The sequence below is a fragment of the Rickettsia endosymbiont of Ceutorhynchus obstrictus genome (assembly GCF_964026565.1).
In the GTDB taxonomy this organism is placed as follows: domain Bacteria; phylum Pseudomonadota; class Alphaproteobacteria; order Rickettsiales; family Rickettsiaceae; genus Rickettsia.
Map to the genome: position 1 here is coordinate 241,825 of NZ_OZ032162.1, position 12,629 is coordinate 254,453.

Consider the following 12,629-nt stretch of genomic DNA (forward strand, 5'->3'; position numbering starts at 1 on the left):
GAGGTTGGGAGTATCATCATGTCTAAAGAACAAATAGATTTGAACGTAGCGATAGAAAAAATTAGTCCCGCTTCTAAAGAAATAGAAGATTATATTATTGCTCAAAGACAAGCGGTAAGCCTTGACCCAAATGCTAATCTAACTTTAAATCAATATTTAAAAGATAAATATTTTAAAGATAAAAACGTAATCGCGGTTGCAGATTTATCAAATAGAGATTTTAGCAAAGAAGGTACCGATAAAATTATCGATCTTGCAGGCGGAGATTTTAGCGGTGTTATCTTAAAAAATACTAGTTTTAAAGGATGTGATTTATCGAATGCTTTGTTTTGTGATGTTGATTTCGATAATGCTTATTTTGAAGATACTATTTTACGAAATATAGATTTTAGAGGTGCTACTCTTGAAAATTGCAGATTTTCCGAAAATTATAAAAATTATTCATCTTTAGGGAAAGGGCAAGAACTTGAAGGTATAAAATATAGTACTACCTCATCTTTAGGAAGAATATATGCCGATGTTAAGGCTGAACGTTTTAAAAGAAAGGAGCACGAAAAAACAATAGTCGAAAAAAAACAAGAATTAAATGAAATTTATAAAACTTTGACTGTGCAGCAAACTGCTTGGTATGTTATCGGAAGAAATACCGGTAATGAAAAATACGATAAGTTAGATGCAGAACTTAAATTAATGCTACATAAAAATATTTTTCCGCCGAAAGATTTGGTAATGCATGCAAGTTTTCAAAATATTTTTAGTAGTGAACACTCAATATTTGATCCTGCTTATATAAGAGGCTCTAATAAAGAAGAAAAAGAGCAAGAAATAAAGCTCGTATCTTTAACGCGAGAAGATGTTATAAGTTATCTAAGTGAAAGAAAAACTAATGAGAAGCTTAGTTTAAACGATTTTGCTAAAAGTAAATTAACTACGCCGCTTAGTCAAACTGTAAGAGTAGTTGCTGATTTATCAAGTAAAATTGATATGCTTACTAATAATGAGTGGCGCGGTAGAGTTGATTTATCCGGTTTAGACTTTACCGGTGCTGATTTGAGTGAGGCAATTTTTGCCGGTTCAATTTTAACTAATTGTAAATTTGAGAATACAAATATAAGTAAAGCAAATTTTGAAAGTGTTGAACTTCAAAATGCAAGCTTTACGAACGTTAATGCTGATAATACCAATTTCTTTAATACTAATATAAAAAATGCCGTTGTTGAGCATAGTGAGTTTACCCATGCTTTTATGTCTCGTTCCGATGGTAAAGAAGTAGTAGTAAAAAATTCAAATTTTGATTATGCGAATATAAAAGACGGAAAATGGGATGAGTCAAAACTTGTGAATTCTACATTTAATTACGCTAACTTAGAGGGTATTTCCTTGATCTCTGCGGACTTACAAAAGGTAAAAATGCAGCATGCAATACTTGATAATGCAATTTTAACAGGTTGCAAAGTTATAGAATGTGATTTATCAAATTCTTTAATGAATAAAGTGGAGGCAAGCAAAGCAGAGTTTCGTGATACTATTTTAAAAAATATAGAAGCTAAAGGAGTAAATTTAACGGAAGCTGAGTTAGATAAGCTAGTAACACTTGAAGGTGCGGATTTACAGAATGCTATTTTAAAAAGGATTAACGCGGAAGGAGTAAATTTTGCTAAAGCTAATCTAGATTTAGTGCAAGCTCAAGAAGCCAATTTACGCGGTAGCATATTAACCGATGCTACGGCAAAATTCGCTAATTTCCGAGGAGCCATTTTCAGAGAAGCTAAGGCTCAAGGTGTTAATTTAAGTTATAGTAATCTTGAAAAAGTTGATGCACAAAATGCGGATTTTACTAAAGCTTTAATGAGGCGAGTTCAAGCAGAAAATGCGGATTTTACTGCCGTGAATTTTACGAAAGCCGATCTTACTCGATCAAACTTGAAAAAAGCAATTTTAGTACAGATACAAGCAGGAAAAGCAATATTAGACGGTGTAAATTTATATGATGTTAAGCTAAAAGAGGCTAATATAAATGAAGCTACTATAGATAACGAAACTAATATTGCTCATACCGATATTACAAATATTAAAGGTAATTTTGTTCAAGACGGGCAGCAAATTTCGCCGTTAGAGCTTAAAAATAAGCAAGAAAAATTAGAAGTAGAAAATAAGAAAAATGTTCAAACTACAGCGCAAGGATTTTTAAAAGGAGTAATAGATACGGTTAGCTTGTTGCCGCCGACTATACGAAATGTTCAAGGATTTAAAGAATTATATGATAATTTTATAAAATTTCAGGAAGTAGATAATAAATTACTTAGCGATAAATTATTAGTAGAAGAGCGTAAAAATTTACAAAAACAACAAGCAGAGTATGCCGCTAATTTAATAAAAGGAGCGCAACCGGTTTTAAAAAGTTATCAATCTATTTTAAATAATCCGGCAAGCTCTGATTTTCTAAAAGATAACGTAGCGCAAGCGGCAATTATTCCGGTGTTAAATGCTGTCCTAACTCCTATACTAACTGAGCTATACACTCCGGAAGCGCAGGCAACAGGTGTTGTAATTCCTAATATGTTTGATAGAGTTAGTCCCCGTTTTATTAGAGATTTACTTCCCGTATCGATAAATTTAGTAGTAAGTGTTTTAGAAGGCGATTCAAATCAAAAAATGCAGGATATTTATAAAAATTTAGCTGTACGGTCGGAAAATTCAAGGGAAAATATCATTGGAAGTGCATTTGAAATATTAAGCACCGATAATGTGCAGAATATTATTAACGATGATCTTATACCGTTTTTAAAAGATACTAAAAACCAAGAAGAATTTGTAAAAATTGCTCAAAATGCTATGGATAATAGTTTAGGTCGGGAAATTCCTAAAAAACTATTTGCCGATACCGTAAATTTAGCCGTAGATGTAAGTGCTGCAATGCTTGCTAGCACGCCGCAAATTATTGAAAACTATCAAGAATTCACAAAATATCAAAGTAATAGTGAAAAACTTTTAACTAATAACAATTTATCGCTAGAAGAAAAAAATAATTTAGTAGATGAACAAAAAGAATCGATAAAAAATATTTTAAAGAACACTGAAATATTTGTTAATAATATATCACCTATTTTAGAGAATAATTTAACAGAGTATTTTAAAAATAATATAAATGATATTTTGAAATTTTTAGATAAACCGCAAGTTCAAGATCGTATAAGATCGTATGATATAACGCCGGAATTTGCTAAAAATTCTACGAAAGCAATATTACCGTTTATGGAAGAAATTTTGCCTTTGGTAACTAAACTTACTAAAAATTCTTTAGAAGGTGAGAATAAAGAAAAATTAACCGAACTATTTTCACAAATTCAAGAAGTGATGAATGCACATCCCGATAATCAATCGGAAAAAGTAGGAATAGTAGTTAAGTCTTTAATTAGTTTCAAAAAAGCTAATCCGGAAATAGAAAAGATTTTAGAAAAAGAAATCCCGGAATTATTAGTAAAGCATGCGGATACTCTTGGACCGGTAGTTGAAGAATTTTTAAATAAAACTGAAATGGGTAAGAAAGTAAAAATCCAAGGTGAGAAAATTATTCAGGTATTAGGAGAACATGCACCGGCTTTGGGAAAAATTGTAAGCTCATATAGTAAAGGTCAATACGGCGCAATGGTGAGACCTATATTTGAGTTATTAGCCGATAAAAAAGTACTCGGAATAATAACAAAAAGTATTATTAATTTAAGCGCATATAAATTTCAAGAAAGCTTTGTTCCAAATAAAATACGGAATAAGGTAATCGGGTCGGAAATGAATAAAACTATAGTTGAGCTTTTAGAAACACAATCAACATTATCTGATAAACAAATTAATTTAGCATTATTATTTCATGAAAGAGATAAACAATTAACGGAAAAGGAATATTCAGCGATGTTTTCTTATTCGTTAAGAGATAAAAATCTTAAAGGGTTATCTTTTGAAAAATCGGTATTAAAATTTGATAATTTTAAAGTTAAAGGATTTAATTTTGATAATACTAAATTTAAAGAATGTTCTTTTAAAGGAGCTATATTAGAAGAGTGTTCCTTTAAAGGAACTATTTTTAATGAACAAGTGAATTTTGAAGGGGCGACTATTGATGCTGCAACTCTAACAACGCTTATTCCGGCAATTAAAAAATATAACGCTAAACATCCGGATAGCCGTATTGCTTTAGACAAAGTAAAAATTGCAGGAGATGTAAGTAAAATTGATTTTTCAGGAGTGGTTTTAAATAATCCGGAATTTATAAAAAACAACAAAGTTGAGTTGCAAGAAGATAAGGAAACACCTAAAAATGATAAACAATTTAAATCGGTTGTTATGAATAATAAGAAAAATGGCAGGGGGATTTAATTTGAATATTCACTTAATTAACTTGCAGGAATTCGTATATTATTTTATGGTAAGTCTCTTTATATTTGTAGAATAACTCTAAAGGCAGAATGTAAGCAATGATAAAATGTACCCGTCGGATTGAATTTGATGCCGGACATAGAATTATCGGGCATCAAAATAAATGTCAATTTCTGCACGGTCACCGATATATTCTTGAAGTAACCGCTGCCGCTAAAAATACTAACAAACTAGGAATGATAGTTGATTTCGGCGAAATTAAGCTTTTTGCCAAAAAATGGATAGACGATAATTTTGATCATAGCCTTATCTTACATCAAGACGATAAAGAAATAGGAGAAAAAATAGCTAGTTGGACGGGTCAAAAAATATATTATATGCAGGATAACCCTACTGCCGAAAATATTGCACTTCATTTAAAGAATGATATTTTCCCTAAGATTTTCACCGGTCAAAGCTTTATTATTACTAGCCTTAAGTTATTTGAAACGCCTAATTGTTTCGTTGAGGTATAGAAGAGTGCAGCAATATTGTATAATTTTAACTACTACTAATAGTAGAAAAATATTAGATGAAATAATTAATATTTTACTGGACATGAATTTAGCTTCTTGTATACAAATAGAAGATATTAAAAGTTATTTTAAGTGGGAAGGTAAGTTAACTTCTGAAAAAGAATATAGGGCTATAATCAAAGCTAAATCAGATAATTACAAGAAAATTGAAGAGATAATAGTAAAAATTCATAATTATGAAGTACCGCAAATAATAAAAATTGATATTGATGACGGTTTAAAAGCATATTTAAATTGGATAAGTTCCGAAGGAAACGGGTTATAGGCGGTTAAACAACAAAAGTAACGTTATCATTGTGAGCCGATATTGTTGCGTGGATACTAGAAATCGTCATTGCGAGAAGCTGTAGGCGTTGCTGCATGGCTCATAATTTACCGCATTATGGTTATTACAAGTATGGTGTCATACCGTGGCTTGACCCACTACTGTACGAACGTTTAAATAAAGAGGTGAAAATTCTGTCATTCCGTGGCTACGACCACTTCAGTCCAGCTTATAATATCATAAAAAGATTCTAAAATAAGTCTAATATGGCTTTATTTTCCTGGATGCCGTGATCAAGTCACGGCATGACACAGCCTTTTTTCAACGTTCGTACAGTAGTGGGCTTGACCACGGTATCCAGAAAAAACTTAATAAAAAAGCTGGATGCCGTGATCAAGTCACGGCATGACACAGCCTTTTTCTCAACGTTCATGCACTAGTGGGTCAAGCCACGGTATGACAAACTAAAGATTTAAAACTTAATAAGTATAATAATGAAATTATGGAAAAAAGTTACCTTAGGGTTGATCTTAGGGGTTATATTCGGTAGTTATTTATCTAGCTATGTTTCGTATGTTAAGCCGATAGGCGATATTTTTCTGCGTTTGATTAAAATGATCATTGCGCCTTTAATTTTCTTTAGCTTGGTTTCCGGTATTACTAGTATGAAAGATTCTTCCGCTCTCGGTAGGGTAGGGATGAAAGCAGTATTAGCATTTTTGGGAACAACTTTTTTTGCTACGGTTTTTGGTCTTGCGGTAGCTCTTATATTAAAACCGGGGCATGGAATTCATATGGATCTCGGTGCTACTCATACTGTTTCGACTGTAGCTACTTTTAATATATTTGATTTTTTCGTACGCATTGTACCGGACAATGCAATAGGTGCTTTTGCCAACGATGATGTCTTACAAATTGTATTTTTTGCAATATTTACCGGCATTACTTTAAATAAAATGGGAACTACTGCAGAACCGGTTACGGATTTGATTCATTTAATGTCAAAAATGGTTTTAAAGATGATCTCATTCGTTATTCAATTATCGCCGTACGGTGCTTTTGCTTTAACGGCTTGGATAGTCGGTATGTACGGTATAGAAGTCATGAGTAGTTTGTCGAAGCTAGTTATGGCGGTTGTGGTTGCCATGATATTTCAATATTTGATTTTTGGGTTACTTATTTATTTATTTTGCCGAGTATCACCGATACCGTTTTATAAAAAGAGTTTCGAGTATCAAATTTTAGCGTTTTCTACCTCAAGCAGTAAGGCAACTCTGGCAACGACGATGCAGGTTTGTCGTGAACGATTAGGTATTTCCGAGGCTAGCACTTCGTTTGTATTGCCTCTTGGGGCATCAATCAATATGGATGGTTTTGCCATAAATTTATCCCTTACTACTATATTTTTTGCGCAAATGATGGGAGTAACACTGGCTCCCCACGATTATTTAGTTATTATTTTAACTTCTACGCTTGGCTCCATAGGCGGCGCCGGTATTCCCGGGGCTTCTTTAATAATGTTGCCGATGGTGCTTTCATCGGTTCACTTGCCGATAGAAGGGGTAGCTATTATTGCCGGCATTGATAGAATACTTGATATGTTACGTACGACAATTAATATTACGGGGGATGCAACAATTACCTTGATTATTGATAATAGTGAAGGTACCTTAGATAAAGAAAAATATTTAGCTTAAATTAACGTGAACTATGGATAATTCTTATCCATAGTTCGGGTTAAATTATACTCGTTCAACTCTTCATTTCACGGGAGTATACAATATTATGAATATAAGGTTAGCGTTTTGGATCGTTATTGGTATATTTTTCGTTTATAACAAGGTTTTAGCTGAACCGAAAACCGCCCAACAAACCATTAAAGTTGCTACCGGTTCTATTTTAAAAGGTTATTATGCGATCGGTCTTGATTTATGCAAAACTATTAAAATTGCTAATAAAAATATTAAATGTGAAGTAGTCCCGACAAATGGCGGCGTAGAAAATTTAAAATTATTGAAAGAAGGCAAAGTAGATTTAGCTTTAGTACAGTCAAATATTGCAGTGGAAGCCTTTGAAGGCATAGGTTACTATCAGAATCAAGAAAAAATGCAAAATTTACGGCAAGTATTAAATTTATATGATGAATTTTTTACCGTTATTGCTAAAGACGATGATAAAATAAAAGTTTTTGCCGATATTGAAGGAAAAAAAATATCTAACGGACCGGGATTTTCTAGTAGTAATATTACCTATGATGCTTTGCGTCAATTATATAATTTTACTAAAGAACCGATAGATGTTGATATTAATTACGAAGATTCTATTAAAAAATTCTGCAATAAAGAAATTGACGTTATAATGATGATGGTTGGGCATCCTAACCCTTTGATAAGTCTTATTGCAAATAGTTGTGAAGTTGATTTTGTCTCTATTGAAAATGCTAAAATAACTGAGTTAATAAAAAGCAATCGAGCTTTCCGTAAAGGAATACTCCATGAAGGGTTGTATCCGGGAATTACCGAAAGTCAAACTACGGTTGTTGTGCCGGCAATTTTGGTCACAAGGGAATATCTGGATTTTGAATTATTAGATAAGTTTATCGGAGCATTTCATAGAAATGTTGCACATTTTAAACACGCAAATTATTTGTTACAAGATTTAGATATTAAGTATTTTGCAGATATTAGTAACTTTGTTTTACCGAAGCACGAAGCAGTCCGAAATAGACAATAAAATTATAAAAGAATATTATGTATAAAAATATTATTATACCGATAGATTTGGCGGATAAAAAATCAATAAAAGCAATATTACCCAAAGCTTTAACTTTTGTTACCACCTTTCAAGCTAAATTACATTTTATATATGTAATTTCTGATTTCGGCATGAAAATGGTCGAAGATTATTTGCCGAAAAATTGGGTTAAAGAGCAAAAGGAAAAACACCGTGAACAGGTAAAAGAATTAATAAAACAATATGTACCGGATGAGATTGAAGCAGATTATTATATCGGGCGTGGAGCAGTTTATGATGAAATAATTCAATATTCTAACAAAGTAGAAGCGGATTTAATAATTATTTCGGCGGTAAGACCGCAATTAAGGGATTATATGCTTGGCCCTAATGCTTCTAAAATCGTTCGCCATTCGAGTATTTCGGTATTGGTGGTAAGAGACGAAAATATCTAATAAAGATTCCCGCCTTCGCGCATGAGTGCCAACTTAAGCGATAAAGGTCCATAAAGTCCGTCATTGTGAGGAGGTGAGCGTTCACGGATATAAATAAAAAATAAATAAGGAGTTGAAAAAGGTTATAGAATTGTATAGAAATAGATAGGACAAGAATAAGTAGCAGCATCAATGAATAATGTTCTATCCGATCGAATTATAGAGTTAGAAAAGCTAGTAGAATTACTAGAAGTAACCAATCAACGGCTTTTACAAGAAAATAAAGAATTAAAGATTAAGCTAATAGAGTTGGAAGATAGGCTAAATAAGAATTCTAGCAATTCTGGTCTTCCTAGCTCTAAAGATATATACCGGATAGAGAAGAAGACAAGACCCAAGAGTGATAAAAATCCCGGGGGACAAGCAGGTCATAAATATAACGCTTATCAAATAAAAACGTCAGATATCAATGTTGATATTATGCCCGATGAAGAGATTTGTAAGTGCGGTGGTTCATTGTTATTAGAAGAAAAATATAGAACCCATCAAAAAATAGAAATTCCTGTTATCAAACCTGTTGTTACGGAATATAGGTTGTATAGGAAAGTATGCTCTTTATGTAATAGAAGATATAAAGCAAAACTAGATAATTACCGATTATTAGGGAAGAACGCTGAAAGTATAATTAGTTCTTTAAGTGGATTCTTTAATAATAGTAAGAGAGAAGTACAATCAATATTAAACCAAATATTTAACCTTGATATTAGTCTTGGCTTGATCTCTAATACTGAGAACAGAATATCAGTTAAGTTAGAAGATAAATATAATGAATTATTGAATAAAATTGAAGAAAGCAGTTACCTTCATTTAGACGAGACAAGTTCTAATAATAAAGGCAGTAGACATTGGTGCTGGGTAGCTACGAACAAAGCTTTTACGGTATTTAAGCTAGCTAATTCAAGAGGACAAAAGATATTAGAAAGTTTTTTACCTGAATATGAAGGGAAAATAATAAGCGATAGATATGCGGCTTATAATATGTTTGACAGCAGCAATCGTCAAATATGTTTAGCTCATTTGCGTAGAGATTTTAAAAGATTCGCTCATAGTCACAATGCCTCTCTTGCTAAAATTGGTTCAGACCTTCTTTGCGTAACTGATACGATATTTAGGCTTTATAATTTACATAAAGAAAATAAGTTAGATAAACCTCGATATTTAGCAGTAATGCAGAAAATTAAAAAGATTATGCTGTATTACTTGCAAGATGTCGCTAATACTGAATACTTACAAGCCCAAAGAGTAGCAAATAATATACTAAAATCATTCGATATGATATGGCTCTTTTTAGATGATTCACAAATAGAGCTAACTAATAACTTGGCAGAACGACAGATAAAGCATTTTGTTAAATATCGAAAGAATTCTTTTTTTACATGGTCACTAAGGGGCGACAGATTCTTAGAAAGGATTAAGTCACTTTATGCTACTTCTAAACTCCAAGGCATTAACCCTTTCTGCCATTTACTAAAATTGGCGTGAACGCTCACGTGAGGAGCCGTTGTTGCGTGGCTTGATAAAAGCAGCAGTATGTCATTCCCGCACGGCATTGTTGCGTGCCTCGAAAATTGCTATATTTTGGGTATTCTTTAAAAGTACCGCGATGTCATGCCGTGGCTTGACCACGGCATCCAGTCAGGCTTTTTAATTTTTTCTGGATACCGTGGTCAAGCCACGGTATGACAAGTTTTAAGCGATTTTAACCATCCATGCAACAAAGCTTCCAGTCGCTCGCAATGATGATTCCGGTATATGTGCAATAATGCCTTCTTTCGGTCTTGCAAAATTCTTCTTTTACAAAACTATAATCACTTTTTCCATCTGTTATGAAACCAAAACCATTGTCCGGGGTTTTGTTTAACCCATTCTCCTAAAATTTGATTAATATTTAGCATTATATTATAGTAATCAACTTTATCATCGCCTGTTTGCTGAAATATAAGGGGAGGGTGAACTATTGCTTTAAAATGACTACCCCGTGTTCGGACTATCCGGCACGGTATAATCGGATATTTAAATTGCAGGGCAATTTTAGCAATAGCGTGCGGAGTCATGGCAGGAGTTCCTAGAAACGGTACTTCTATACCGTCATTCATTTTTTGATCAACAAGCATAGCAATAGCATCGCCTTGTTTTATCGCGTTAATTAAACCTCTGCTTCCTTCTGCTCCTTTTGGAATCAGCTTCAATTTATCACTACTGCGAATTTCATTAATTAACCGATTAACATACGGATTGTTAGCTTTACGGTATATTATAGAAAATTTAGGATAAAATTTATGTATAAGTTTAAGCGCAATATCCCAATTGGCAAAATGACCGGCAAATAATAAAAACGGTTGTCCGGCTTTTCTAAATTCTTCTATATTTTCTACGCCGGTTATTTCAATTCTTTGCAATAATTCTTGTTCTTGCATGCTGCTGATATAAGGAAATTCTCCGATAAAACGACCGAAATTATCCCAAGTTTGATCGATAATTGCTTCGGTATCCACGCTATCCCCAAAAACATTTTGGATATTTCTCCGAGCAATTTTATTAACTGCTAGTAATATACCGATTTTTCTAGCTATAAAGCTACAGATATTTCCGGCTCGATCAATACCGAATAGGCTTAATATCTTCATTGCCGTAACAACAACAAAATATTCAAATAAATATCTAATATTTTTTAAAAATTTTTTCATAAATTAAATTAATTAATTTTTCCGGCTTATCTATCAATAGCTCCACATCACAACAAATTATTTCAGTAGCTGAGTCCTTCAAAGATGAAAGCTTAACGTAATCTTTTCTAGTAGTGATAAGCACGGCATTGTGTTTTTTAGCGGCAACAAGCAAATTTTCTAAATCTTTCTTTGAATAATTATAATGATCGGGGAAGACTTGATAGCCTGCTATCGTCAAACCATAATTTTTTAAAGTTAGAAAAAAACGCTCCGGGTTGCCGATACCGCTAAAAGCAAAGTAATTTTTTGTTTTATCTATTTTTTTTGAAAGGATAATTTTCGCTTGCACTATAGCAGTATAAGGCACTAAAATATTAGGTAGATTCCAATTTTCAGCACTTATTACCGTAATTAAATCGGCTGATGCTAGAGCTTTCTCCGGATATTCCCGCAAAGGACCCGCCGGCATTAAAAAACCGTTACCGAAAAGTCGATGAGCATCAACTGCCAAAATAGTAAAATCCTTGTGAAAATTGGGGTTTTGTAGAGAATCATCAACTATTATTACAGTGGGCTTGATATTGCTAATTAAAGGAATGATTTGTCGAATTTTTTTGGTAGCAATAACTGTGCCGTACTCGGATAATATTAACGACTCATCTCCTACCTCTAACGCAGTATGATGCTCTCTTACTATAGTTGCTTTGGATAGTTTGCTGCCGTAAGCTTTAGTAATAATAACAAATTTTATATTTTTTGCCGATAATAATTTTGCTAAGTGAATAACTATTTGCGTTTTACCCGTTCCTCCGACACTAATATTACCGACGCAGATTACCTTAGCAGGAAAAATAACGGTCCGCGCAAAAAATTTCCTTAAAGAACTTATAAATAAATATATAAGGCTAAATGGCCATAATAGATAGGCAATAATATTCCTACTTTGCCAGAATTTAGGATATAGGAGCTTAATCATCGATTGTAAATATTAGTTTAGGCTTAGTATAGCTGATGTTACTCGATTAACTTATTATTTTCTGGATTGCCGCAGCCACTTCGTGGCTTCGCAATGACGATTCCGATATCCACGCGGGTATTGCCTCCTCGCAAGGCATTGTTGCATGGCTCTAAAAAAGTGCCGTATGTCATTCTAGCTAAAAGCGGGAATCTAGAAAAAACACTTTTTAAGTCATCCTGAATTTATTTCAGGATCTTTTTCAATAGATGCTGAAACAAGTTCAGCATGACAAGAAAAAGACTGGATTCCCGCTTTCGGGCGTTGTTGCACGGCTCGAAAATTAATAAAAAACTCGTCATTGCGAAGCCACGAAGTGGCTGCGGCAATCCAGGCTATCCCGAATGTAATGAGGGATTTAATTAGAATACTAAACAAGTTTAGTATAAAAATATGTTTAACTGGATTGCCACGTCGGCATAAATGCCTCCTCGCAATGACGATTCTGGTAGCCATGCAACAACGCCCCGCTTTTAGCTAGAATGACATCGAAAATTCGAGCCA

Annotated in this window: 14 protein-coding genes; 12 read left to right on the top strand and 2 right to left on the bottom strand. The window is 33.3% G+C overall.

The genetic code is table 11. The features are described from left to right. Nucleotides 1–18 precede the first annotated feature (18 nt). From AAGD64_RS01490 to AAGD64_RS01530, 9 genes are all read left to right on the top strand, one after another. Nucleotides 19–4,374 carry a pentapeptide repeat-containing protein gene (locus AAGD64_RS01490; protein WP_341793601.1) on the top strand — a complete coding sequence of 1,452 codons (4,356 nt, stop codon included), beginning with the start codon at nt 19–21 and terminating at the stop codon, nt 4,372–4,374. A gap of 98 nt (nt 4,375–4,472) precedes the next feature. Continuing rightward, the gene (locus AAGD64_RS01495; RefSeq protein ID WP_253308080.1) at nt 4,473–4,889 is read left to right on the top strand and encodes a 6-pyruvoyl trahydropterin synthase family protein; all 417 of its coding nucleotides are present in this window, start codon (nt 4,473–4,475) and stop codon (nt 4,887–4,889) included. 4 nt (nt 4,890–4,893) lie between these two features. Next, nucleotides 4,894–5,214 (top strand): divalent-cation tolerance protein CutA, encoded by a 321-nt coding sequence (gene cutA / locus AAGD64_RS01500; protein WP_341793602.1) that lies wholly within the window; start codon nt 4,894–4,896, stop codon nt 5,212–5,214. A 95-nt stretch (nt 5,215–5,309) separates the two neighbouring features. Next, nucleotides 5,310–5,468: a hypothetical protein gene (locus tag AAGD64_RS01505; protein WP_341793603.1), complete on the top strand. Its 159-nt coding sequence runs from the start codon at nt 5,310–5,312 to the stop codon at nt 5,466–5,468. 240 nt (nt 5,469–5,708) lie between these two features. Beyond that, on the top strand, nt 5,709–6,911 hold the full coding sequence (locus tag AAGD64_RS01510; RefSeq protein ID WP_341793604.1) for a dicarboxylate/amino acid:cation symporter: 1,203 nt from the start codon (nt 5,709–5,711) through the stop codon (nt 6,909–6,911). An 85-nt stretch (nt 6,912–6,996) separates the two neighbouring features. Continuing rightward, the gene (locus AAGD64_RS01515) at nt 6,997–7,947 is read left to right on the top strand and encodes a TAXI family TRAP transporter solute-binding subunit (protein ID WP_341794216.1); all 951 of its coding nucleotides are present in this window, start codon (nt 6,997–6,999) and stop codon (nt 7,945–7,947) included. A 17-nt stretch (nt 7,948–7,964) separates the two neighbouring features. Next, a complete protein-coding gene (locus AAGD64_RS01520) occupies nt 7,965–8,402 on the top strand; it encodes a universal stress protein (RefSeq protein WP_253308077.1) in 438 nt (145 codons plus the stop codon). 171 nt (nt 8,403–8,573) lie between these two features. Next, nucleotides 8,574–9,923, top strand: a complete 1,350-nt coding sequence (gene tnpC / locus AAGD64_RS01525; RefSeq protein WP_341792665.1) for an IS66 family transposase — start codon at nt 8,574–8,576, stop codon at nt 9,921–9,923. Nucleotides 9,924–9,945: 22 nt separating this feature from the next. Then, complete coding sequence (locus AAGD64_RS01530; RefSeq protein ID WP_341793605.1) at nt 9,946–10,089, top strand: hypothetical protein; 144 nt, start codon at nt 9,946–9,948, stop codon at nt 10,087–10,089. 160 nt (nt 10,090–10,249) lie between these two features. Here the strand turns inward: AAGD64_RS01530 and AAGD64_RS01535 are convergent, their stop codons facing one another. After that, nucleotides 10,250–11,128, bottom strand: coding sequence for a lipid A biosynthesis lauroyl acyltransferase (locus AAGD64_RS01535; RefSeq protein ID WP_341793606.1), 879 nt, complete (start codon nt 11,126–11,128; stop codon nt 10,250–10,252). After that, nucleotides 11,103–12,086 (bottom strand): tetraacyldisaccharide 4'-kinase, encoded by a 984-nt coding sequence (gene lpxK / locus AAGD64_RS01540; RefSeq protein ID WP_253308074.1) that lies wholly within the window; start codon nt 12,084–12,086, stop codon nt 11,103–11,105. The genes AAGD64_RS01535 and lpxK overlap by 26 nt, the downstream gene beginning before the upstream one ends. Nucleotides 12,087–12,152: 66 nt before the next feature. Between lpxK and AAGD64_RS01545 the strand changes: the two genes are divergently transcribed. From AAGD64_RS01545 to AAGD64_RS01555, 3 genes are read left to right on the top strand one after another with little or no spacing between them, the layout of a single operon-like run. Beyond that, nucleotides 12,153–12,308: a hypothetical protein gene (locus AAGD64_RS01545; protein ID WP_341793607.1), complete on the top strand. Its 156-nt coding sequence runs from the start codon at nt 12,153–12,155 to the stop codon at nt 12,306–12,308. A gap of 45 nt (nt 12,309–12,353) precedes the next feature. Further along, nucleotides 12,354–12,491 (top strand): hypothetical protein, encoded by a 138-nt coding sequence (locus tag AAGD64_RS01550; RefSeq protein ID WP_341793608.1) that lies wholly within the window; start codon nt 12,354–12,356, stop codon nt 12,489–12,491. Continuing rightward, complete coding sequence (locus AAGD64_RS01555) at nt 12,442–12,606, top strand: hypothetical protein (RefSeq protein ID WP_341793609.1); 165 nt, start codon at nt 12,442–12,444, stop codon at nt 12,604–12,606. The genes AAGD64_RS01550 and AAGD64_RS01555 overlap by 50 nt, the downstream gene beginning before the upstream one ends. The last annotated feature ends 23 nt before the right edge of the window (nt 12,607–12,629 follow it).